The organism is Streptomyces sp. NBC_00335, from assembly GCF_036127095.1.
Taxonomy (GTDB): domain Bacteria; phylum Actinomycetota; class Actinomycetes; order Streptomycetales; family Streptomycetaceae; genus Streptomyces.
Window position 1 is genome coordinate 5,144,051 of record NZ_CP108006.1, and the last position, 24,034, is coordinate 5,168,084.

At 72.6% G+C, this 24,034-nt stretch carries 16 protein-coding genes; 9 read left to right on the forward strand and 7 right to left on the reverse strand.

Translation table 11 applies throughout. The features are described from left to right. The first annotated feature begins 76 nt into the window (after nucleotides 1-76). Nucleotides 77-949, forward strand: a complete 873-nt coding sequence (locus tag OHA37_RS23255) for a DivIVA domain-containing protein (protein ID WP_266908117.1) — start codon at nucleotides 77-79, stop codon at nucleotides 947-949. 585 nt (nucleotides 950-1,534) lie between these two features. Here the strand turns inward: OHA37_RS23255 and OHA37_RS23260 are convergent. Then, nucleotides 1,535-2,365, reverse strand: a complete 831-nt coding sequence (locus tag OHA37_RS23260; protein WP_266908119.1) for an IPT/TIG domain-containing protein — start codon at nucleotides 2,363-2,365, stop codon at nucleotides 1,535-1,537. A gap of 74 nt (nucleotides 2,366-2,439) precedes the next feature. After that, entirely contained in the window at nucleotides 2,440-4,035 is a 1,596-nt protein-coding gene (locus tag OHA37_RS23265) for an MFS transporter (protein ID WP_266908121.1), read from the reverse strand. 343 nt (nucleotides 4,036-4,378) lie between these two features. Here OHA37_RS23265 and OHA37_RS23270 point away from each other — a divergent pair, with 343 nt between their 5' ends. From OHA37_RS23270 to mfd, 3 genes are all read left to right on the forward strand, one after another. Next, nucleotides 4,379-5,155: an ABC transporter ATP-binding protein gene (locus tag OHA37_RS23270; protein WP_443046202.1), complete on the forward strand. Its 777-nt coding sequence runs from the start codon at nucleotides 4,379-4,381 to the stop codon at nucleotides 5,153-5,155. Next, entirely contained in the window at nucleotides 5,152-7,725 is a 2,574-nt protein-coding gene (locus OHA37_RS23275; protein WP_266908124.1) for an ABC transporter permease, read from the forward strand. Before OHA37_RS23270 ends, OHA37_RS23275 begins: the two co-directional genes overlap by 4 nt. A 243-nt stretch (nucleotides 7,726-7,968) precedes the next feature. Then, nucleotides 7,969-11,505, forward strand: a complete 3,537-nt coding sequence (gene mfd, locus OHA37_RS23280) for a transcription-repair coupling factor (protein WP_266908126.1) — start codon at nucleotides 7,969-7,971, stop codon at nucleotides 11,503-11,505. Between the two features lie 108 nt (nucleotides 11,506-11,613). On the opposite strand, the gene OHA37_RS23285 is transcribed toward mfd, so the two are convergent. The 3 genes from OHA37_RS23285 to OHA37_RS23295 all read right to left on the reverse strand — a co-directional run bounded on the left by OHA37_RS23285 (nucleotide 11,614) and on the right by OHA37_RS23295 (nucleotide 13,485). Then, entirely contained in the window at nucleotides 11,614-11,775 is a 162-nt protein-coding gene (locus tag OHA37_RS23285; RefSeq protein ID WP_250737350.1) for an Rv0909 family putative TA system antitoxin, read from the reverse strand. 123 nt (nucleotides 11,776-11,898) lie between these two features. Continuing rightward, nucleotides 11,899-12,627 (reverse strand): hypothetical protein, encoded by a 729-nt coding sequence (locus tag OHA37_RS23290; RefSeq protein WP_266908130.1) that lies wholly within the window; start codon nucleotides 12,625-12,627, stop codon nucleotides 11,899-11,901. 147 nt (nucleotides 12,628-12,774) lie between these two features. Next, nucleotides 12,775-13,485: a hypothetical protein gene (locus tag OHA37_RS23295; protein ID WP_266908132.1), complete on the reverse strand. Its 711-nt coding sequence runs from the start codon at nucleotides 13,483-13,485 to the stop codon at nucleotides 12,775-12,777. 142 nt (nucleotides 13,486-13,627) lie between these two features. Here OHA37_RS23295 and OHA37_RS23300 point away from each other — a divergent pair, with 142 nt between their 5' ends. From OHA37_RS23300 to OHA37_RS23310, 3 genes are all read left to right on the forward strand, one after another. Continuing rightward, entirely contained in the window at nucleotides 13,628-15,757 is a 2,130-nt protein-coding gene (locus OHA37_RS23300; protein ID WP_266908134.1) for an N-6 DNA methylase, read from the forward strand. A 251-nt stretch (nucleotides 15,758-16,008) separates the two neighbouring features. Then, nucleotides 16,009-16,629, forward strand: a complete 621-nt coding sequence (locus OHA37_RS23305) for a hypothetical protein (RefSeq protein WP_266908136.1) — start codon at nucleotides 16,009-16,011, stop codon at nucleotides 16,627-16,629. Beyond that, nucleotides 16,626-18,134 carry a serine/threonine-protein kinase gene (locus OHA37_RS23310; RefSeq protein ID WP_266908138.1) on the forward strand — a complete coding sequence of 503 codons (1,509 nt, stop codon included), beginning with the start codon at nucleotides 16,626-16,628 and terminating at the stop codon, nucleotides 18,132-18,134. The genes OHA37_RS23305 and OHA37_RS23310 overlap by 4 nt, the downstream gene beginning before the upstream one ends. A gap of 13 nt (nucleotides 18,135-18,147) precedes the next feature. On the opposite strand, the gene OHA37_RS23315 is transcribed toward OHA37_RS23310, so the two are convergent. Then, nucleotides 18,148-20,604, reverse strand: a complete 2,457-nt coding sequence (locus OHA37_RS23315; RefSeq protein ID WP_266908140.1) for a YfhO family protein — start codon at nucleotides 20,602-20,604, stop codon at nucleotides 18,148-18,150. Between the two features lie 176 nt (nucleotides 20,605-20,780). On the opposite strand from OHA37_RS23315, the gene OHA37_RS23320 reads away from it, so the two are divergent. Beyond that, on the forward strand, nucleotides 20,781-21,401 hold the full coding sequence (locus OHA37_RS23320; RefSeq protein ID WP_266908142.1) for a SurA N-terminal domain-containing protein: 621 nt from the start codon (nucleotides 20,781-20,783) through the stop codon (nucleotides 21,399-21,401). Between the two features lie 30 nt (nucleotides 21,402-21,431). Further along, entirely contained in the window at nucleotides 21,432-22,421 is a 990-nt protein-coding gene (locus tag OHA37_RS23325) for a nucleoside triphosphate pyrophosphohydrolase (protein ID WP_443046203.1), read from the forward strand. A 66-nt stretch (nucleotides 22,422-22,487) separates the two neighbouring features. Here the strand turns inward: OHA37_RS23325 and tnpB are convergent, their stop codons facing one another. Further along, nucleotides 22,488-24,008 (reverse strand): IS607 family element RNA-guided endonuclease TnpB, encoded by a 1,521-nt coding sequence (tnpB, locus tag OHA37_RS23330; protein ID WP_266908143.1) that lies wholly within the window; start codon nucleotides 24,006-24,008, stop codon nucleotides 22,488-22,490. Between the last annotated feature and the right edge of the window lie 26 nt (nucleotides 24,009-24,034).

Sequence of the window (24,034 nt, forward strand, 5' to 3'; positions counted from 1 at the left end):
TCGGCCCGGCCATTCGGGCTTCCGCGATCAAATGACGCATCCTTGGCAGGAACCCCGCGAGAGAGGCGCTTCCAGGATGAGTGCACCCTTTACGACCGTGCGTGGCCGTGGCTACCGGGCGGAAGAGGTGGACCGGTACCTCGCCCGGCTGTCGGGGAGCCGGGACGAGGCCTGGGAGCGGGTGGCCCGGCTGACCGTGCTGGCCAAGCAGATGGAGGCGGAGGCGGAGCGGCTGCGCGTGGAGGTCTCCGGACTGGCCCCGCAGACGTACGAGGAGCTCGGCGAGCGCGCCCGCCGGATCCTGCTGCTCGCCGAGGAGGAGTCCGAGACGCTACGGGGCGACGCGCGGGCGGACGCGCTGGCGGCGGCGGGCGCCGCCGAGGCGCACGCCGACCGGGTGGCGGAGCTGGCGCGCGGCGACGCGCAGGCGGTGCGGGACCAGACCGAGGTGCGGGCCCGGCAGGGGCTGCTGCGGGCGGGGCGCGAGGCGGACGACGCGCGGACGGCGGCGCGGGACGACGCGGCGGCGTGGCGGGCGGAGGCGCAGGCGGCGCTGGCGGACACGGCCCGCCGGGCGGACGCGCTGCTCGCGGAGCGCGAACAGGAGCACGCGGAGCGGTGGGACGCGGCGGAGCGGGAGTTGGCTGCGCGGGAGGCGGAACTGGCTGCGCGGGAGGCGGAGCTGGAGCGGTACGCGCAGTCGCGGCTGGCGGAGGCGAAGCGGACGTTCGCGCAGACCCAGGAGGCGGCCCGGCACGGGCAGGAGGACGCGGAGGCGAAGGCGGCGGAGCTGATCGCGGAGGCGCGGGTGCGGGAGGAGCGGGTCGGGCGGGAGACGGAGCGGATCCTGCGGGAGCACGGGGAGTCGCAGGACGAGATGCGGGCCCACATGAACCACGTCCGCTCCAGCCTGGCCGCCCTGACGGGCCGGGCTCCGGCGGAGGGTTGAGCCTGCGCGGCGCCGTTGCCGGTCCCCGGGCCCCTGCGCCTCAAGCGCCGGCGGGGCTGGGGGTGGGCCGGCTGCGGGTGGGGGTCGGTGCCGGGGGCGGGGTGGGGTGTCGGCCTGGACTGCATGATTTAGGCGCCCTCTCCTGAACTCCGACAGGGTTTGGGCTTGTGCCTGCGCCACAAATCACGCTCTACGTCCAGGCCGACACCCCACCCCGCCCCCGTCCCCGACCCGGGCCGCCCCTGCCGACCCCGGCCGGGCGATTGTTTCAGCCTGGCCGCCTTATCCAGACCGGGCCGCGCCAATTCAGCCGTCCGGCGTTTGAGGACCGGGGTCTGGGGCGGAGCCCCAGGGGTCCGGGCGCAGTCCGGTGCCCCGCTTGTAGCCCGTCCGGCGTTTGAGGACCGGGGCAGGGCCGGCCCTGGGAACGGTGGAAGGGCGGGTAGGGGAACTCGGCCCCGCGCACCGGCACGGGTCGCAGCGGGGAACTCCGCCCCGCGCACCGGCACGGGTCGAAGTGGGGAACTCCGCCCCGCGCAGCGGCACGGGTCATGGCCGGGGCTCCGGCCTGCGCAGCGGTACGGGTCACAGTGCGGGCTCCGGACCGTGCAGTGGCGGGGTGTGGGGGGCCGGGTCGCTGCGGAGGCCGTGGGTGGTGACCACCACCTCGAAGGCGGGCGGCGCCGTCGCGGGGAGGGGCGCGGTCAGGGTCCCGTCCGGGACGACCGTGGTCGGGAGGGCCGTGCCGTCGACCTCGACCCGCGGGTTGTCCCCGAAGCCGCCGCCCGAGACGGTGAGCAGACCCTCCGTCACGGAGACTCCGGTGATCACCGGGATGCCCCGCACCGCCACCTTGTTCAACAGGTACGCCCCGGCCGGCGCCCCGGTCAGCGCCCACATCTCCGCGGGCAGCTTCGGCAGCCCGCCGCCCACGTCCGCCAGGAAGAACGCCACCACGTACAGCATCGTGACCGCGCTCAGGGCCACGTACTGCAGGTCGACGAGGTCGGTCCGCCCGCCGTCGTTCGAGATCAGGTCGTGCACCGGGCGCCGCTCCGTGCCCTTCGGCGCCGGTTTGGCCATGGAGCCCCGCTCGACCCGCATGCCGACCACCGCCTTCGCCGCGATCAGGGCGGCGTAGGGGCCGCCGAGCAGCGGGAGGTAGACGGTCGTCAGGGTGGACAGGGGGCCCTCGGGGCCCTGGAACCAGTCGACGCCGCCGCCCGCGGTGAGCCCGTAGCCGAGGGTTGCCAGGAGGAGCCAGATCAGGATCACCGTCCAGGCCAGGGCGAGCGTGATCGAGGTGGAGAGGCGTCCGTCGCGGCCGGTGACGAAGCCGGGGCGGCGCATCAGGCGCAGGACGATCGGGGCCGCCAGGGCGGCGAGTAACGCGAGTGCGAAGAGTGCGGACGTCATGTGTGGCCCCCCGGGAGTGCGGTGTCTCCGAAGAGGGTTACCGTTTCGGCCCGGGCATGACAAGTTGCCCGCCCTCAGCCCTCCCGCTGCTCCGGCAGTACGGGGAACCGCCGCGGCGCCACCAGCAGCAGCACCAGCGCCGACGCGGCCGCCGCCAGGGTCGCGCCGAGGAAGATGTGGTCCCCGGCGGCGGCCACGGCCCGGCGCAGGTACTCGCCGGCTTCCGGGGAGAGGAGGCCGGGGTGGGTCAGGGCCCTGGACACGTCGTCCAGGGTCGCGGGGAGCCCGGGCACCGGGGCCTGTGCCAGCCGGTCGGCGATGGTGGCGTTGGCCACGGCCCCCAGCAGCGCCGCTCCGACGCTCTGCCCGACGTTGCGGCAGAACAGCACCGAGGCCGTCGTGGTTCCGCGCTCCTCCCAGCCCACCGTGGACTGGACCCCGACGATCAGCGGGAGCTGGAAGAGGCCGAGGGCCCCGCCCAGCAGCAGCATGATCAGTACGGGCTGCCAGACCGGGGCGGGGTAGGGGAGCAGGGTGAAGGAGCCGAGGATGAGGGCGGCCAGGGCGACCCCGGTGGCGGCGGTGTTGCGGAAGCCGATGCGCCGGTAGACGTGCTGGGCGAGGGCGGCGCTGATCGGCCAGCTCAGGGTCATCGCGGAGGTGACCAGGCCGGCGCCGGTGGGGCCGAGGCCGAGTACGGACTGGGCGTACGTCGGCATGAACAGCATCGGGGCGACCATCAGCAGGCCGAGCCCGGCCATGGCCAGGTTGACGGCGGCGATGGTGCGCCGGCGCCACACCCAGCCGGGCAGGATGGGCTGCTCGGCCCGGCGCTCGATCCAGACGACCAGCACGCCGAGTGCGACGGAGGCGGCGAACAGTCCCAGCGAGGGCGCCGACAGCCAGGGCCAGGCGACCCCGCCCTGGACCAGCGCGAAGAGGAGCAGCCCGCCGCAGGCGAAGACGGCGAGGGCTCCCGCCCAGTCGACGGGGCCGGTACGGCCGGGGGCCCGGGTGGGCTCGACCAGGTGGCGGCCGATGATCCACAGGGCGGCGGCGGCCAGCGGCAGGTTGATCAGGAAGATCCAGCGCCAGTCGGTGTACGTGGCGATCAGCCCGCCGAGCGCGGGGCCGGCCAGTGCCGAGGTGGCCCAGACCACGGACATCCGGGCCTGGATGCGCGGCCGGTCCTTGAGCGGGTAGAGGTCGGCGGCCAGGGTCTGGACGGTCCCCTGCAGGGCGCCGCCGCCGAGGCCCTGGAGGATCCGGAAGGCGATGAGGGCGGCCATGCTCCAGGCGGCCGCGCACAGCAGCGAGCCGAGCAGGAAGAGGCTGATGCCGAGGAGCAGGACGGGCTTGCGGCCGTAGGTGTCGGAGAGCTTGCCGTAGACGGGCAGGGTGACGGTTCCGGCCAGGATGTAGCCCGAGAAGATCCAGGAGAAGACGGCGAAGCCGCCGAGGTCGCCGACGATCTGGGGGACGGCGGTGGCGACGACGGCGCCGTCGAGGGCGACGAGCCCCATGGTCAGCATCAGGGCGGCGACGACGGCCGTACGGGGCCGGCCGGGCGGTGAGGCCGCCCGCGTACCCGTACCGGCGGCCGGGTCGTCCCCGGGTATGCCGCCGGCGCTGCCCTCGGTACTCGCGCCCGTGCTTTCCCCTGAGCCCATGCAAAACCCTTCTCCCCGCGCTTACCTGCGCGGACACCATCTCACTGCGGGATTACGGGGCGGTATCCCCTCAGGGCGCCTCGTCCCAACGAGCGAGATCCCCTAGGGGTTGGTCCTCATAAGGATCCAGGGACGGTTCGTCCCGGGGGAGGAGGAGGAAAGGCCCCGGGGCTCCTTAACTGGTTACTACAGGGCGGGAGTCCGGGGGGTAGGGCTAGCACCCCTATGGATACGGCGATTGGCACCAGCGCGCCGCGGTACCCCCGGCCAGCAGACTTCGGATGAAGCGCATCACTGCTTCGAGCCACGCATCGACACGAGGGGAAACACCGTGACAACGGCTATGACCGAAACCAGGCACGGGGGTACTGGAGGGCATGAGGCCGTCGCGGCGCGGGCGCGGAAGGTCGTCAAGGCCTACGGCTCCGGCGAGACGCGGGTCGTCGCCCTCGACGCGGTGGACGTGGACATCCGGCGCGGCCAGTTCACCGCGATCATGGGGCCCTCGGGCTCCGGCAAGTCCACGCTGATGCACTGCCTGGCCGGTCTGGACACGGTCACGAGCGGCCAGATCTTCCTGGACGACACCGAGATCACCGGTCTGAAGGACAAGAAGCTCACGCAGCTGCGCCGGGACCGGATCGGCTTCATCTTCCAGGCCTTCAACCTGCTGCCGACGCTCAACGCCCTGGAGAACATCACGCTCCCCATGGACATCGCCGGCCGCAAGGCCGACGCCCAGTGGCTGAACCGGGTCGTGGAGACCGTGGGTCTGGCGGGCCGCCTCAAGCACCGTCCGACCGAGCTCTCCGGCGGCCAGCAGCAGCGCGTGGCGGTCGCCCGCGCCCTGGCTTCCCGGCCCCAGATCATCTTCGGCGACGAGCCCACCGGAAACCTCGACTCCCGGGCCGGCGCGGAGGTCCTCGGATTCCTGCGCCGTTCGGTGAACGAGCTGGGCCAGACCATCGTCATGGTCACCCACGACCCGGTCGCCGCCTCCTACGCGGACCGCGTCATCTTCCTCGCGGACGGCCGGATCGTGGACGAGATGCACACGCCCACCGCCGACCAGGTCCTGGACCGCATGAAGGACTTCGACGCCCGTGGGCGGACGTCATGACCGTCATGAAGACCGCGCGGCGCAACTTCTTCGCGCACAAGGGGCGGATGGCGCTCTCCGCCGTGGCCGTCCTGCTCTCCGTCGCCTTCGTCTGCGGGACGCTGGTGTTCACGGACACCATGAACACCACCTTCGACAAGCTGTTCGCGGTCACCAACTCCAATGTCACGGTCACCCCGAAGGAGGCCGAGAACAGCGGGGAGACCCCCGACACCGGCAAGCCGCAGGCGCTGGCCGCCTCGGTCGTCGAGCAGGTCAAGAAGGCCGAGGGCGTGAAGTCCGTCGAGGGCGGCGTGTCCTCGATGGCGGTCACCGTCGTCAACTCCAAGAACGAGAACCTCGGCTCGACCACCGGAGCCCCGACCTTCGCGGGCAACTGGACCGAGAACGAACTGCGCTCGATGAAGATCATCGAGGGGCAGGCCCCGCGAGGCCCCACCGACGTGATGATCGACGCCGACACCGCGAAGAAGCACCACCTGGTGCTCGGTGACGACATCCGCACCATCGCCGTCACCGGCGACATCCGGTCCAAGATCACCGGTATCGCCGCCTTCACCGTGACCAACCCCGGCGCGACCGTCGTCTACTTCGACACCGCCACCTCGCAGCAGAAGCTGCTCGGCGCCCCGGACGCCTTCACGCACCTGAACGTCACCGCCAAGGACGGGGTGAGCGACGCCCAGCTCAAGCAGAACGTCGCTTCGGTCCTCGGCGCCGACACCTACACGCTGCAGACCGCCAAGGAAGCCGCGGACGCCAACCGCAAGAACATGGACTTCCTCGACATCATGAAGTGGGTGATGCTCGGCTTCGCCGCGATCGCCTTCCTCGTCGGAATCTTCCTGATCTTCAACACCTTCTCGATGCTGGTCGCCCAGCGCACCCGGGAGATCGGCCTGATGCGGGCCATCGGCGCCAACAGCGGCCAGGTCCTCAAGTCGGTGGTCATCGAGGCCTTCCTGCTCGGCGTGGTCGGTTCCCTCCTCGGCGTCGCCGCCGGAATCGGCCTGGCCATCGGCCTGATGGAGCTCATGAGCGGGCTCGGCATGAGCCTGTCCACCGAGGACCTGACCATCGCCTGGACCACCCCGGTCATCGGCATCGTCCTCGGCGTCGTCGTCACCGTCGTCTCCGCCTTCATACCGGCCCGCCGGGCCGGCAAGGTCTCCCCGATGGCCGCCCTGCGCGAGTCGGGCACCCCGGGCGACAAGAAGGCCGGCCGGATCCGCGCCGCCCTGGGCATCGGCCTCACCGGAATCGGCGCCGCGGCCCTGTACCTCGCGGGGACGGCCGACGCCGCCGGCACCGGAGCGCAGTGGCTCGGTCTGGGCGTGCTGTTCACCCTCATCGGCTTCATCGTGATCGGCCCGCTCCTCGCGAGCGTCGTGGTCCGGGCCCTGTCCGCTCCGGTGCTGCGGCCCTTCGGCTCCATAGGCCGCCTCGCCGAGCGCAACGCGCTGCGCAACCCGCGCCGCACCGGTGCCACCGCCGCCGCGCTGATGATCGGCCTCGCGCTGGTCGCCTGCCTGTCGGTGGTCGGCTCCTCGATGGTGGCCTCGGCCACCGACGAGCTCGACAAGTCGGTCGGGGCGGACTTCATCGTCCAGTCCCAGACCGGGCAGCCGGTCGTACCGCAGGCCGAGGAAGCACTGCGGGCGACGCAGGGCCTGGCGCACGTCACCGCCTACCGGGACGTCGATGCCAAGATCACCGCCCCCGACGGCACCACCGAGATGGACGGACTCGGGGTCCAGGACCCCACGTACGCCCAGGACGTGCGCCGCAAGACGATCGCCGGCGAGCACGCGGACGCGTACAAGCCGGGCTCGATGTCGGTGGGCTCCGAATACGCGACCAAGCACCGGGTCAAGCTCGGTGACGAGCTGACGGTCGCCTTCACCGGCGGCAAGACCGTCAAGCTCAAGGTCGCGGCGATCACCAGCGACGAGGGCAACCTCGACAAGGGCATGAAGTACGTCAGCACGGCAGTCGCCGAGGCGAACCTGCCGGCCGACAAGCTGCCCCGGCCGTTCATGGTGCTGGCCACCGCGAAGGACGGCCAGGACGACGCCGCCTACGCGGCGGTCAAGTCGGCGCTGGCCGAGTACCCGCAGTACCAGGTGCTCAACCAGACGGACTACAAGCAGGCGCTCAAGGACCAGGTCGGCCAGCTGCTGAACGTGGTCTACGCCCTCCTCGCCCTCGCGATCATCGTCGCGGTCCTGGGCGTGGTGAACACCCTGGCCCTCTCGGTGGTCGAGCGGACCCGCGAGATCGGCCTGATGCGCGCCATCGGCCTCTCCCGCCGCCAGCTGCGCCGCATGATCCGCCTGGAGTCGGTGGTCATCGCCCTCTTCGGCGCCCTGCTCGGCCTCGGCCTGGGCATGGGCTGGGGCGCCACCGCCCACCAGCTCCTCGCACTGCAGGGCATGAAGATCCTCGAGATCCCGTGGCCCACCATCCTCGGCGTGTTCGCCGGCTCCGCCCTGGTCGGCCTGCTGGCCGCACTGGTCCCCGCCTTCCGGGCGGGCCGGATGAACGTCCTGAACGCGATCGCCAGCGAGTAATCGCGGGCCGGTCGTACGGGGGAGCCCCGGCCCCGCCTCACCCGTTCGGGTGGGGCGGGGCCGCGGTCGTCGGGGGGAGGACCGGGTGTCCCGCCGCCATCACCGCCGGCCGTCCGAATCCCACGCGCGGCTGTCGGACCCGCGTCGTAGGGTGGGAACCCCCGGCCCGTTCGACGTGTCGGGTCCTTCGCGTTGCCGCCCCGCGGGAACTCGCCGCACCTCACCGGACGGAAAGCCGCCTTCATGAGCCTGCACGGACTGCTCGACGCCGTCACCCGGGACCCCGCACTCGCAGAGGCGCTCACCGCGGCCGGGGACGGCAACCGCATGCACGTGGACCTCGTCGGCCCGGCCGCCGCGCGGCCCTTCGCCATCGCCGCGCTGGCCGCCCGCACCGGGCGCACCGTGCTCGCCGTCACCGCCACCGGGCGGGAGGCGGAGGACCTGGCCGCCGCACTGCGCTCGATGCTCAACCCCGACGAGGTCGCGGAGTACCCGTCCTGGGAGACGCTCCCGCACGAACGCCTGAGCCCGCGCAGCGACACCGTCGGCCGCCGCATCGCCGTACTGCGCCGCCTCGCGCACCCGAGCAAGGACGACCCCGCCGCGGGCCCGGTCTCCGTGGTCGTCGCACCGATCCGGTCCGTGCTCCAGCCGCAGGTCAAGGGGCTCGGAGACCTGGTCCCGGTGAGCCTGCGCCAGGGCGAGAGCGTGGACCTCGGCGCGGTGACGCAGGCACTGGCCGCCGCCGCGTACTCCCGTGTGGAGCTCGTCGAGAAGCGCGGCGAGTTCGCGGTCCGCGGCGGCATCCTCGACGTGTTCCCGCCCACCGAGGAGCACCCGCTGCGCGTGGAGTTCTGGGGCGACGAGGTCGAGGAGATCCGTTACTTCAAGGTCGCCGACCAGCGCTCCCTGGAGATCGCCGAGCACGGCCTGTGGGCCCCGCCCTGCCGGGAGCTGCTCCTCACGGACCAGGTGCGCGAGCGCGCCGCGGCCCTCGCCGAGCTCCACCCCGAGCTCGGGGAGCTGCTGCACAAGATCGCCGAGGGGATCGCCGTCGAGGGCATGGAGTCCCTGGCCCCCGTCCTGGTCGACGACATGGAGCTGCTGATCGACGTACTGCCGGCCGGTTCGATGGCCGTCGTGTGCGACCCGGAGCGGGTGCGGACGCGGGCCTCCGACCTGGTGGCGACCTCGCAGGAGTTCCTGATGGCCTCCTGGGCCGCCACCGCCGGCGGTGGCGAGGCCCCCATCGACGTGGGCGCGGCCTCGCTCCGCGGGATCGCCGACGTACGAGAGCACGCGCGCGAGCTCGGCATGATGTGGTGGTCGGTGTCCCCGTTCGCCGCCGACGAGGACGCAGCGATCGGCCGCGACACCCTCTCCCTCGGCATGCACGCCCCCGAGGCCTACCGCGGCGACACCGCCCGCGCGCTCGCCGACACCAAGGCCTGGCTCGCCGACGGCTGGCGCACCGTCTTCCTCACCGAGGGCCACGGCCCGGCCGCCCGTACCGTCGAGGTGCTCGGCGGCGAGGGCATCGCGGCCCGCCTGGAGGCGGACGTCACCGTCCTGGAGCCCTCGCTGGTCCACGTCTCGTGCGGCTCCCTCGACAACGGCTTCGTCGACCCGGTCCTCAAGCTCGCCGTCCTCACCGAGACCGACCTGACCGGCCAGCGCACCGCCACCAAGGACCTCGGCCGGATGCCGACCCGGCGCCGCAAGACGATCGACCCCCTGACCCTGGAGGTCGGCGACTACATCGTCCACGAGCAGCACGGCGTCGGCCGCTACATCGAGATGGTGCAGCGCACCGTGCAGGGCGCCACCCGCGAGTACCTGCTCGTCGAGTACGCGCCGGCCAAGCGCGGCCAGCCCGGCGACCGCCTCTACATCCCCACCGACCAGCTGGAGCAGGTCACCAAGTACGTCGGCGGCGAGGCCCCGACCCTGCACCGGCTCGGCGGCGCCGACTGGACCAAGACCAAGGCGCGCGCCAAGAAGGCGGTCAAGGAGATCGCCGCCGACCTGATCAAGCTCTACAGCGCCCGCATGGCGGCCCCCGGCCACACCTTCGGCCCCGACACCCCCTGGCAGCGCGAGCTGGAGGACGCCTTCCCGTACGCGGAGACCCCCGACCAGCTCACCACCATCGCCGAGGTCAAGGAGGACATGGAGAAGTCGGTCCCCATGGACCGCCTGATCTGTGGCGACGTCGGCTACGGAAAGACCGAGATCGCGGTGCGCGCCGCCTTCAAGGCCGTCCAGGACGGCAAGCAGGTCGCCGTCCTCGTCCCGACCACGCTGCTGGTGCAGCAGCACTTCGGCACCTTCTCCGAGCGGTACGCGCAGTTCCCCGTCAAGGTGAAGGCGCTGTCCCGCTTCCAGAGCGACACCGAGTCCAAGGCGACGCTGGAGGGCCTGCGCGAGGGCTCCGTCGACATCGTCATCGGCACGCACCGGCTGTTCTCGCAGGAGACCAAGTTCAAGGACCTGGGCCTGGTCATCGTCGACGAGGAGCAGCGGTTCGGCGTCGAGCACAAGGAGCAGCTCAAGAAGCTGCGCGCCAACGTCGACGTGCTGACGATGTCCGCGACCCCCATCCCGCGCACCCTGGAGATGGCGGTGACCGGCATCCGCGAGATGTCCACGATCACCACCCCGCCCGAGGAGCGCCACCCGGTCCTGACCTTCGTCGGCCCTTACGAGGAGAAGCAGATCGGCGCCGCGATCCGCCGCGAGCTGCTCCGCGAGGGCCAGTGCTTCTACATCCACAACCGGGTCGAGTCCATCGACCGGGCGGCCGCCAAGCTCCGCGAGATCGTGCCCGAGGCGCGCATCGCGACGGCGCACGGCCAGATGTCCGAACAGGCCCTGGAGCAGGTCGTGGTGGACTTCTGGGAGAAGAAGTTCGACGTCCTGGTCTCCACGACGATCGTCGAGTCCGGCATCGACATCTCCAACGCCAACACCCTCATCGTCGAGCGCGGCGACAACTTCGGCCTCTCCCAGCTCCACCAGCTGCGCGGCCGCGTGGGCCGTGGCCGCGAGCGCGGGTACGCGTACTTCCTGTACCCGCCGGAGAAGCCGCTGACCGAGACCGCGCACGAGCGGCTCGCGACGATCGCCCAGCACACCGAGATGGGCGCGGGCATGTACGTGGCGATGAAGGACCTGGAGATCCGCGGCGCGGGCAACCTGCTCGGCGGCGAGCAGTCCGGGCACATCGCGGGCGTCGGCTTCGACCTCTACATCCGGATGGTCGGCGAGGCCGTGGCCGACTACCGCTCGGCCGTGGACGGCGGAGTCGAGGAGGAGCCGCCGCTGGAGGTCAAGATCGAGCTGCCGGTCGACGCGCACGTCCCGCACGACTACGCGCCGGGCGAGCGGCTGCGCCTCCAGGCGTACCGGTCCATCGCGGCGGCCAACTCCGAGGAGGACGTCAAGGCGGTCCGCGAGGAACTCACCGACCGCTACGGCAAGCTGCCGGAGCCGGTGGAGAACCTGCTGCTGGTGGCCGGACTGCGGATGCTCTCCCGCGCCTGCGGGGTCGGAGACATCACCCTCCAGGGCCCCAACATCCGCTTCGGGCCGGTGGAGCTGCGCGAATCGCAGGAGCTGCGGCTGAAGCGGCTCTACCCGGGTTCGGTGATCAAGCCGGCCGCCTCGCAGGTGCTGGTGCCGCGGCCCAAGACGGCCCGGGTGGGCGGGAAGCCGCTGGTCGGGCGGGAACTGCTGGGCTGGACCGGGGAGTTCCTCGCCACGATCCTCGGCTCGTAAGCGCGGTCCGTACGGGCAGCTCTTGAGGCACGGCGCGCGCGGGCACGGCGACGGCCGCGACGGGGACCTTCCGGTCCCGGGTCGCGGCCGTTCACGTTTTCGCGGGGGTTACTTGTTCGGGTCGTCGTCGATGCCGAGCTTCTCTTCCATCTGCTGTTGGGCCTTGTCGACTTGGTCGGCGTACTTGTTGCCGGTCTTCTCGTTGACCTCTTGTTCGAGGTTGTCCGAGATGTCCTTGCCCTTGTCCTTGAACCTGTCGAAAATCCCCATGCTCGGGCTCCTTCCGTAATCCCTTTTGCGACGTTACGCCGCTTTTGGGCCATTCGCTCGCCGGGAGGCGGTCGAGGATCGGTGCCCGGAGAGCAGGAAGGACGGGCAGGTCGGCGGGGTGGCTCAGCCCAGCTTGTCCGCGTCTATGACGTCCTTGCCGGTCGGGGCGTCGGCCTGGACCGGCTTGTTGATGCCGCTGAAGGTGAGCTCCGAGGGCTCCTTGCCGCCCGTGGTCGCCTTGAGCAGGTACGGCTCGCCCTGGGTGGCGACCAGCAGGGTCTCGGTGCCGTCGGTGGTCTCCGTGGTCAGCGTGAGGGCCTCCTGTCCGTCGACCGTGGTGACCTTGCCCTTCTCCGCGCCCTGGCTGTCGTCGAACTCCTTGAGCAGCTCGTCCTGGTCGCACAAGGCGGACAGTTCCTTCATGTCCGGGTCCGAGGCCTTCGACTTCAGCCAGTGGCCCGCCAGCTGCTTGACCGCCTCGTCCGCCTGCTCCTTGGGCAGGTCCTTCATCTGGGCGCGATAGAAGGGCTCGTCGGCCTTGATGAACACGGAGTCGGTGTTGCGGATCAGCTCGAAGGAGCCGTCCGCGTTGGACATCGTGCCCCTGCAGTCGCCGGTCTTGCTGACCGCCATGTTCAGCTGCATGGGCTTGCCGTCGTCCCAGACTCTCCCGCTCACCGTGAGCGAGGACGCGCCGCGCAGGGCGGTCACGGACTTGTCGGCGACCTGCGAGCCGGACAGCTCGGGGAACGGTCCCGACGGGCCGGACGTGAGGCCGAGGCATCCGGTGAGCCCGAGGGCGGCGGCACAGGTGAGGGCGGCGGTGGCGGTCAGGCGGTGAACGGTGCGCATGGGGGACTCTCTGCTGCGGGGGAGGGAAAGGGGACTGCGGGGGAGGGAAGGGGACTGCGGGGGAGGGGGGACTGCGGGGGGAACGGTAGCCGGGGCCGGGAGGGCAACCGGAGCCGGGTGCTCCGCAAGCGGGGTGGACCGGGAAGGTCAGCCGGACTTCTTCCAGTCCTGGCAGTCGACGGTCGCGAAGAAGCCGTCCCCGGCGGCGATCGTCACGACGGCCTGGCCCTCGGGGTTCTCGTTGGCGATGATCGTGTCGATGCTGCCCGACGCGTCCTTGGTGCGCTCCCAGTAGCAGCCGCTGCCGTCTTCGGTGGAGCCGGCGGACTTGTAGGTGCCCGGGGCGATGTCGACGCCGATCTTGAGCATGCCGGCCTTGCCGGAGATCTCGGCCTTCGGGGTGCCGGTGGCCTTCGGGTCCACGAGCTCCCAGCCCTTGCAGCCCTCGGTCTTGAAGATCTTGTCGGTGGCGGCGATGGCCACGTACGAGAGGCCCACGACGTTGGAGTTGTCGAGGATGGAATCCGCCTCGCCCTTGGAGTCCTTGGCGCGCTCCCAGTAGCAGTTGTCGTCGGCCTTGTTGCCGGCCGAGCGGTAGAGGCCGGGCTGGACGTCGGAGCCGACCTGGAACGTGCCGGAGCCCTTGATGGCCGCCTTCGACTTGCCCGTGTCGGCGGCGGGGGCGCTGCTGCTCGCCTTCGGCGGCTTCGAAGCGGCCGTGCCGGCGCCCTTGTCGGCGGTGGTCTCGGCGCCGCCGCACGCGGTGAGCGTCACCAGGGCGATGGCCGCGCCGCAGCCCGTCAGGATCTTGGTGCGGGAGGTGCGGGCGATCCAACTGGTGCGCGTGGTGTGGGACATGTGTAACTCCTGCCTGATCGGACTGCCTGTTCGGTGCGATCATCACAGCAGAGCCTGTGAACCGAGTCAACAAGTTTCTGAGAGATTGTTAAATTCACACTGTGAATGGGTCTCTCCTCTTTGCAGCTGTATGCTCGCGCACATGCCGGAGCAGAAGCCCCCCACCGAGGCCCCAGCCGCCCCGTCCACCCCGTCCCCCCCTGAAGCCGCCGCCGAAGTCACCACCCCCGAAGTCACCGCCGCCGAGATCGCCCGCCTCGCGGGAGTCGGCCGCGCCGCCGTGAGCAACTGGCGCCGCCGGCATGCCGACTTCCCCCGCCCCGTCGGCGGCACCGAGACCAGCCCCTCCTTCGCACTGGCGGAGGTCACCGACTGGCTCCGGGCCCAGGGCAAGCTCGCCGAAGTCCCGCTGCGCGAACGCGTCTGGCAGTACGTCGCCTCCCACCCCGGCGGCTCCGTGGCCGCGCTCGTCAAAGCCGGGAGCGCGCTGCTGCTCGTACGGGACCGGCCCATGGAGTGGCTGGAGGTCTCGGCCGTCTCCGACGCGCGGATGGCCACCCTGCTGGCGCCCGCCGTCGACCGGGTGCTCGCCCTGCGGTTCGGGCCCGGGCACCCGCTCGGAGCCACCGGACCCCTGCGGCCCGCCGCGATGCCCTTCCTGCGGGCCGCCGCCGAGCTCGCAGCCGAACTCGGCACCAAAGGGGCCTTCGAGTTCCTGCTCGGCCGCCATCTCGAAGCCAACCCCCGGCAGTACACGCTCACTCCGGACGGGCTCGCCACCCTCATGGCCACCCTCGCCGGACCCTCCGTCCGGACCGTCCTGGACCCCGCCTGCGGCACCGGCACCCTGCTGCGTGCCGTCCCCGAGGCCACCGCCCGCCACGCGCAGGACAGTTCGCCCGAGCTCGCCTCCCTCGCCGCCCTGCGCCTCGCCCTGCAGTCGGACGCACCGGTCCGCGCGGCGGCCGCCGACAGCCTGCGCGCCGACGCCTTCGCGCCCCCCGCCGCCGAACCGGTCGACGCCGTGCTCTGCCACCCGCCGTTCAACGAACGCAACTGGGGCCACGAGGAACTGGCCTACGACCCGCGCTGGGAGTACGGACTGCCGCCCCGCGCCGAATCCGAACTCGCCTGGGTCCAGCACGCCCTGGCCCACCTGCGCGAGGGCGGTACCGCCGTCCTGCTGATGCCGCCCGCCGCCGCCGCCCGCCGCTCCGGCCGCCGCATCCGGGCCGACCTGCTGCGCCGGGGCGCCCTGCGGGCCGTCGTCGCCCTCCCGGCCGGCGCCGCGCCCCCGTACGGGATCCCGCTGCACCTGTGGGTGCTGCGCAGGCCCGCCCCGTACGCGGCGCCCCCCGCCGGGCTGCTCCTCGTGGACACCGCCGCACTCGCCGACGGGCCCGGAACGGGTCCCGGGCGGGCCGGCTGGGCCGCCGTGCACGGCGCGGTGGAGGAGGCCTGGACGGCGTACGAGCGCGGCGGCCCGGCCCCCGACGTCCCGGGCGTGCGCCGCGTGGTGCCCGTCGTGGACCTGCTCGACGACGATGTGGACCTGACCCCGGCCCGCCACCTGCCGCCGCCCGCCGCCGGCGGCGGCGTGGCCGAGCTGACCGCCGTACGGGACCGCCTGGACTCGACGCTGACCCGCGCGGCCCGGCTCACCCCGCCGGCCCCGCCCGCCGCCTCCCCGGACCGGACCGCCGCGGCGCCCGCCCGGCTGCCGATGACCACCGTCGGCGAACTCGCCCGCGCCGGAGCCCTGCTCCTGTACACGGGCAACGGCAGCGGCGCGGGCCGGGCCCCCGTCCTGACCGAGCACGACGTGAGCGCCGGGACCGGACCCTCCGGCACCCTGGCCGACGCCACGGAGACGCCGCTGCTCACCGCGCCCGGCGACGTCGTCGTCCCGCTCACCGGAGGCGCGGGCGTGGCCCGCGTCGTCGACGCGGCCACCGCCGGGGCGGCGCTCGGCCGGGGCCTGCAGCTGCTGCGGCCCGACCCGGCCGCGCTGGACCCCTGGTTCCTGGCCGGCTTCCTGCGCGCCACCGCCAACAACCGCCGCGCCAGCAGCCACGCCTCCACCACGACCCGGCTCGACGTGCGCCGCCTCGAACTGCCCCGGCTGCCACGGACCGAGCAGGAGGTCTACGGGGCGCGGTTCCGGGCGCTCGCCGAGTTCGAGGACGCCCTGAGGCTGGCCGCCCGGCTCGGGGAGCAGCTCGTACAGGGGCTGTACGACGGGCTGTCGGACGGTACGGTCCGGCCGGAATGAGCGCGCGGGCTCAGGGCGTGTCCCCGGATCGGGCCGGGCCCGCGGTGTCCGCCGCCGCGGCCGGTCCGGCCCGATCCGAAAGACGCGCCCCGGCCCGGGCCCGGCCGGGCTGCGACCGTACAACGGTTGAGCGCATCCCCTCACTCCCGGACGGGAACGCTGTATACCCTCAGAGCCGGAATCCTCCGCACTTCCCAGCCCTTCTCAGCCCCTTCTCCGCCCTTCCTCCGCACGGCCCGTCAGGAGCAGCGATGCACGGCCCCGGCACCCCGCCGCCCCACGGTCACCAGCCCAGTACCGGGGGCGTGGTGGCGCTGCGCGTACTGTTCGCGCTGCTGCCCATCCTGAGCTGCGGGTTCCTCGCCTGGGGGACGATGCTGCGGCTCGCGCTCGTGACCCGCAAACCCCGGGACTGGTGGCTGCTCGCGGCCTGTGGCGCGGCCGAGGTCCTGTCGCTGGCCCTGATCGGCGCGGACCCGACCCCCGACGCCAGCGCCTGGCAGGGCAACGCGGGAGCCTTCGGCACGCTCCTGAACGGCCTCGCGGTGTGCATCTACTACCTCGTCGCCGACATCCGGCACTTCGAGGCGCAGAAGGCGCAGCCCGCCGCCGGCTGGTACCCGCCGCCCGCCTCCCCCTACGTACCGCCCCAGCAGCAGACCGGGCCCGCCTACGGATACCCGCCGATGGCCCAGACCACCCCGCAGCACCACCCGCTGCAGCCGCAGCAGCCCGCCCCGCAGCAGGCCCCCGAGTCCGCGCCCGCCCCGACCCCGCCCCCGCGCATCGGGCAGGTCCGCGCCGAACTCGACGAGCTCAGCGAGCTCCTGCGCAAGCAGCAGCCGCCCCACAACGAGGGCCCCCGCCCGTGACGGAACGGCTCATCGGCGACCGCTACCAGCTCGCCACCATCCTCGGCCAGGGCGGCATGGGCCAGGTCTGGACGGCGTACGACCGGCGACTGGACCGCCGCGTCGCCGTCAAACTGCTGCGCCCCGACAAGGTGGCGGGCCCCGGCTCCGTGGCCGAGGAGCTGCGCCGGCGCTTCGTGCGCGAATGCCGGGTCACCGCCCAGGTGGACCACCCCGGGCTGGTCACCGTGCACGACGCGGGCAGTGACGGGGACGAGCTGTACCTCGTCATGCAGTACGTGGAGGGCGCCGACCTCGCCGACCACCTCGCCGAGCACGACCCGTACCCGTGGCCCTGGGCGGTCTCGGTGATCGCGCAGCTGTGCTCGGTGCTGTCGGCGGTGCACGCGGTGCCGATCGTCCACCGGGACCTGAAGCCGCGCAACGTCATGGTCCGCCCCGACGGGACCGTGCTGGTCCTGGACCTCGGTGTCGCCTCCGTGATGGACACCGACACCACCCGCCTCACCAGCACCGGTTCGCCGATCGGCAGCCCCGCGTACATGGCCCCCGAACAGGCCATGGGCGGGGCCGTCGGCCCGCACACCGACCTCTACGCGCTCGGCGTGGTCCTGTACGAGCTGCTGTCCGGCAACGTCCCCTTCGCCGGCTCCACCGCGCTCGGGGTGCTCCACCGCCACCTGTACGAACCCCCGCTCCCGGTGCGCCAGTTGCGCCCCGAGGTCCCGCAGCAGCTGGAGGCCGTACTCCTGAGCCTGCTGGCCAAGGACCCGCAGGACCGGCCCGCCTCCGCGCAGGCGGTGTACGCCTCCCTCGTGCCGCTGCTGCCCCACCACGGCTCGGGCGCCCCCACCGGCCCCCTCGACCCGACCCGGCCCTTCCTGCGCCCGCAGGCCCCCTGGCCCGACCGCGCCCACGTGATCCCGCCCCGGCCGGCCACCCCGCCCCCGCCGGCACGGCCGGACGTCCCGGCGGCCGTGGAGGAGGCCAAGAAGCTCCTCGACCAGGGCAGGCTCACCCAGGCGGTCGACATCCTCGGCGGCATCCTCCCGGCGGCGGCCGAGCAGCACGGCGCGCACTCGCCGGTGGTGCGCTCCCTGCGCAAGCAGTACGCGGCCACGCTGATGGACGACGGCCAGTACCGCCGCGCCCTGCCCGAACTGCGCCGGCTCGCGGAGGAGTTCCCGGCCGGCGACCCGCAGTCCCTGCGCTTCCGCTACGACGCGGCCCAGTGCCTGGAACAGCTCGGCGAACCGGGGGCCGCCCTCGCCGAGTACCGCGCGCTGCTGCCGCTCTTCGAGAACCACTACGCGAACCCGGACCCGGGCCTCCCGCTGGAGGTCCGCCGCCGCATAGCGCACCTGCTGCTCTCCCTCGGCGACCGCCCGGCGGCCCACGACACCCTGGCCCGCCTCCTCTTCGACGCGGAACGCCTGCACGGCCCGAACCACCCCTTCACCGAGGAGGTCCGGCGCACCCTGCTCTGGCTGGGTCAGGTCCGCTGAGGCTCAGGCCGCTTCAGGTCCGCTGACGCTCCGGCCGGGGCAGGTCGTGCCGGTGCCCGGGCCGGGGCAGGTCGAGCCGGCCCTCCGGCAGGGCCGGCCCGCGCCGACGCCGCCGGCCCGCCGCGAGCGGTCCGGGTCGGCCGGGCAGCCCCAGCAGGGCCGCCAGGACCAGCAGGGCCGCCGCGGCGACCGCTGCGCCCGCGACGAGGCCCGGGGGCCGGAAGGTGCAGTTCACGCTGGTGGTGCGGCCGTCCAGCGGGATCGCGACCAGACCCAGCCGGGAGGCGGCCGGGCGTCCGTTGCAGGTCCAGCCCGCGATCGCGGGGGCGGAGAGCACCGCCGTGCCCGTGCTGCCCGGCGGGAGCACCGCACGGACGCCCGAGGACCCGACCCGCACGGACACCGCCGCCGTGGCGCGCAGCCGGTCGACGGCCGCCGTCAGCAGGGAGCGGTCCAGACAGGACAGCTGCCACTGCGCCGGCGCCGCCTCCCCGAAGACCAGCGCCGAGGCCGCGCCGCGGGAGACCCCCAGGGGTTGCAGGGCGGCCCTGTTGCGCGACGTGTGGGCGCTCAGCCGGAAGGCCGGGCCGTCCGCGCGGCGGGCCGTCCCGTTGTACTCGGGAGCCCACAGGAAGGCCTCCGTCCCCGCCCGGCAGACCCCGGGGGAGAGCGGATCCTCGTAGACCCGCGCGCCCAGCAGCAGCTCCTGGTTGGCGAGGGGCGAGGCCCCGTACACCGGTTCCGGGCCCGGCGGGCGGACCGTGACCAGCGGCGGGACCTCGGCGCGGGTCACCGTGCCGTCGGGCTGCAGCCGGGCGCCGACGGAGAACACGGCGTCCGTCACCGGGTTGTCGATGCTCTGCACATTGCGGCCGCGCGAGGTCCAGCCCGCCCCGAGGGCCGCCATGGTCCGCGTGAACAGGTCCGGGGTGTGGCTGCTGTAGTACGCGCCGCCCTCCCCGCCCAGCAGCATCGGGTCGTTGCCCGTCAGCGCCGGCCGCCCGGCGTCCGTGCGGTACGCGGGCCAGCCCTCGGCGTCCTCCAGGGCCCCGGCGCGCGCGGAGTGCGCCGCGCCCCACACCGGGTAGTCGTCCAGGTCCCCCAGCTTGCCCCGATGCCCCTGGGCGGTGGTCGCCGCCGCCTGGGCCAGCAGGACCAGCGCCAGCACGGCCGCCGCCGGCAGGACCAGGCGCCGGTGGCGCAGCGCCCACCAGGCGCAGCCCGCCAGGGCCAGGCCGCCGCCGAAGAGGGCGAGCCCCCACGAGGTCGTGAGCGTGCTCCCGCTCGCCGCGAGCAGCACGACCGCCAGGACCGCCGCGCCGCCCGCCAGCGCCCGCGCCCCGGGCGGGCCGGCCGCCAGCCCCGCCCAGGCGGCCATCACCACGATCCCGGCCAGCACGAAGGTCTGCCGGTACGCGCTGCCGTTGGGCGTCGCGAAGAGGTGCCAGGCCAGGTGCGTCGGCATCCACTGGAAGGACAGCAGCACCAGCAGGACGAGCCCCGTCCACACCAGCCGATCCCGCCCCGCCAGAGCCCGGTGGAAGGGCAGGGCCGCCACGAGCAGCAGGGTCCCGGTGCCGATGAACAGGGCGGGGGAGGAGAAGGAGTAGGTGGCGGGCAGCAGCCGGGACAGCAGGTCCTCGGTCGCCACCGGCTCGAACGGCCTGGACCACCCCGGGTAGGCCTGCTTCGAGCTGAGGAAGAGGGGGACGAGCACCGGCGCCGACAGGGCGACGCCCAGCGTGGTCGTCAGCGCCGCCCGCACCAGGACCCGTAGCTGCCGCGCCGCACCCTTCCGGGTGAGGAGCAGCCGGACCAGCAGCACCAGGACCGCGCCCAGCGTCGCCATGTAGGCGGTGTAGAAGTTCGCCGTCCAGCAGAGCGCCACCACCACGACGGCCACCACCGGCCGGCGCGAGCGCAGCGCCCACTCACCCGTCAGACACAGGAGCGGGAAGGCGATCAGCCCGTCCAGCCACATCGGGTTGTACGAGGCCTCGATCACCGACCAGCCGCACAGCGCGTACGAGGCCCCGAGCAGCCCCGCCGCCCACGCCGGCCCGCGCCGCTGGGTGCGCAGCAGCCAGGCCATCGCGGCGGCGGCGGCCGCCGTCTTGACCACCGTGACCACGTACACCGCGAGGTCGATGTCCTGGCGCGGGAACAGCCCCACCAGGACCGCGAACGGGCTGGTCAGATAGGTCCCGAAGTCGGGCAGGAAGCTGGTCCCGTACCCGGACTGCCAGTTCAGCAGCAGCCCGCCCCCGGCCCGCCCGTGCAGCAGGTCCCACAGGTGCGCGTGGAACGGCACGAACTGATTGCCGAGGTCGTTGATGCTGCGGTGACGCGGCCCGTACGGGAAGACGCGCGCCACGGCGTCTCCGGCGCACACGGCCACCGTCGTGACGAGGGCGGCGAGTGCCGAGCCGAGCAGGCCGGGGCGGCGCGGGGAGCGGTGCGGAGTCGACATGGTGGGCCGACCCTGGCACTCCCGATGGGCCGAAGGATGACCATCGGTGGACGCGAACCCCAACACCCCCGGAATCGTTGGTCGAACCAGTGGCTCTGATCACCCCGACTGCATAACATCGATCACCGCACGGCCCTTGTGCACCGAAGCACAATCTCCCGGCCCTGGAGGCTCCTTTGCACCGTCGCACAGCGCTCTCCGTTTCCGCCGCCCTGCTCCTGGCGGCCCCTCTGCTGTCCGCGTGCTCGGGCGAAGCCCGCCCCGGCACCGCGGCCGTGATCGGCGGCGAACGGATCACCACCTCCGCGCTCCAGGCCCAGGTGAACGACGTCCGCACCGCACAGAACCGCTCCGAACACGCGGCCGAGCTCATCGCGGCCGTCCCGCAGCTCGACCGGGTCAAGCTCAGCACCATGCTGCAGAGCCGGATCCTCGACCGGATGGCGAAGGACGCCGGGATCACCGTCACCCCCAAGGACCTCCAGGAGGCCCGCAAGGCCTACGACGAGGGCAACCGCGGGGCCGCGGCCTTCGAGGAGGCGATCTTGCAGAAGGCCGCCGTCGCCCCCGACCAGATCGAGCGCTGGGTCCGCGACCAGGTGCTCTTCGAGAAGCTGAACGCCAAGTACGGCGAGGGCAAGCTCGCCGAGCCCGCCGCGAAGGCCGCGGCCAAGCTCGGCATCGAGGTCAACCCGCGCTACGGCGTCTGGGACCCCCAGCGGGTCACCCTCGGCGAGCACTCGACCCCGTGGATCACCCAGGTCACCCGGCCCGAGCAGCCCCCGGCCGGCGCCTAGCCGCTCGCCCGGGGGAGGTAGGTTCGGAGGGTGACTGACGACGTGTCCTCCGAGCCCACCGGCCGCATCGTGCTGCTGACCACCAGCCACCGGGTGGCCCCCGGCATGCTGTCCTGGCCCGCCTGGCAGACCCTGCACGCCGCGGACCGGGTGCTGTGCGCCGACCCGGGCCACGTCCAGCTCCCCTACCTCCGCGAGGCGGGCGTCGACGTGGCCCTGGAGACGCCGGACGCCCAGGCGCTGATCGAGGAGTGCGCCGGCGGGCAGACGGTCGTCGTCCTGCTCAGCGGCGAGGGAGACCGGCGGCTCACCGACGGGCTGGCCCGCTTCGCCGGCTCGGGCCGGGTCGCCGTACCGGACCTGGAGCTGCTGCCGGGCTCGTACGATCTGCCGGGCGCGCGCCTGCTCGACCTCGTCCAGGTCATGGACCGGGTCCGGCGCGAATGCCCCTGGACCTCGGAGCAGACGCACGAGGGACTGGCGAAGTACGCCATCGAAGAGGCCTACGAGCTGGTCGAGGCCATCGAGGCCGGGGACCGCGAAGAACTGCGCGAGGAGCTCGGCGACGTCCTGCTCCAGGTGGTCTTCCACGCGCGCATTGCCGAGGAGGGCGGCCCCGGTGAAGAGGACGAGCCGTTCTCCATCGACGACGTGGCAGGGGCCCTCGTCGAGAAGCTGATCCACCGGCACCCGCACGTCTTCGGCGACGCGACCGCGGAAACCCCGGAGGACGTGAACGCGCACTGGCAGCGCACCAAGCAGGTGGAGAAGCAGCGGGAGTCGGTGACCGACGGGATCCCGCTCGGCCAGCCCGGTCTCGCGCTCGCGGCCAAGCTGGCGGGCCGTGCCCGTGCGGGGGAGGTGCCCGTGGAACTGCCCCGCGGGGAGGGCGTCGGGTACGAACTGCTGGATCTGGCGGCGCGCGCCGAGGCGGCGGGGACCGACCCCGAGACCGCGCTGCGCGCGGCGGCCCGGACCTACCGGGACGCGATCCGTGCGGCCGAGGGCGTCGGCGAGTAGCCGTTGCTTTGATCATCAAGTGATCTCAGCAATCCCGGTGTTTCCACCGGAATGGTCCGTAACGGGTCACCAGAGTGCGAGTTGCGCGCTGGCGTCCTGTTGACGGTCACCCGTTTCCTTCCCGGCCCGGGGGCTGGGGATTGCGCCACCTGCCCGCCCCGGTCCGGCCTTGCGGCGCGGGCGGGTGGTGCGGGTCTTGCGGTTGGCTCCACGGGGCTTCGACTCCGACTTGGCGGGGTCCAGGTCTCCGGCCGCTCCGGTACCTGTCGTGCGGGCCGCTAGAGCGACCAAGTTACGTCCGGCGTTCGTGTCCCGGTCGAGGACGAGGCCGCAGTTGTCGCACTCGAAGACGCGCATGCTGAGGGGCAGCTTGGCTTTCACCACACCGCAGCGGGAGCAGGTTTTCGAGGAGGGGTACCAGCGGTCGGCCACGACGAGGCGGGTGCCGTGCCGACGGGTTTTGTAGGTGAGCTGGCGTCGGATCTCGCCGAACGCGGCGTCCGCTATACATCGGGACAGGCGGCGGTTGCGGCCCATGCCGGCGACGTTGAGGTTCTCGACGACGATCGTGCCGTACTTGGAGGCGAGGCGGGTCGTCATCTTGTGGAGGGTGTCCTCGCGGAGGTTCGCGACCCGGTGATGGATCTTGTTTCGGGCCTGGTTGGCCTTCTCCCAGCGCTTCGACGCCTTCTGCCCGGAGTGCCGGTCGGGGCCGCGCCGACGGGAGGCGATCCGGCTGGCGCGGCGCAGCTGTTTCTGGGCGCGGTCGAGGTGGCGTGGGTTGGGTTCCTCGCTGAGGACACCATCGCTGTCCGCGAGGACGGCCAGCGTTTTGATACCGAGGTCGATACCGACCGCCGTGTCCGGGCGAGCCACCTTCCCGAGCTGGTGTTTCTGCTCGGCCTGAAGGGACACGAACCAGCGGCCTCGGTCCAGACATGCGGTCGCGGAGAGGATCCGCATGTCCCCCGCGTCGATGAGGGCTCGCAGGTCGGCTCGGTTCTCGTGGATGCGGACGGTGCCGATCCTGGGCAGAGTGACGTGCCGGCCGTCAGGCTCGATGCGGATCGTGCCCGTGGTGAACCGGCAGGTCAGGCGTGCCTTCCGTTTCAATTTGAAGCGAGGGACACCCATCTTCGGGCCCCTGCGCTTGCCGCTCTTCGACTTCGTGAAGTTGTCGAACGCAGCTGAAGCGTTGGCTAGGCCCGTGTTGTACGCCTCTTTGGAATTCTCCTCCCACCAGTCGGCGAAGTGCGGGTTGCTGTGCTTGTCCTCGTTGAACGCCTTCCGCAGCGAGGGCAGCGACCACGATCGCCACGGAGTCAGCTCGTCCTCGGGGATGCCGTACGACTGCTCAGCCTTACGCTGCCACCACACAGTGGTGACGTACACGACCGCCCAGTTGTATGCGGCCCGCGCCCCACCTCCGTGTGAATGCAGGCGGCGGTTGGCCGTTGCGTTCGGGTCCAGGGCGAGCTTGTGCGCGCGGACGGTGAAGCCCAGCTGCGGCTTGAACTTCTTCACAGCATCAGGATATTTGCTGAGAATACGAGATATCCACTGGAAGAAATGGGAACTGTTGTTCAATCCTCGTCGCGCTGGAAAACGTCCAG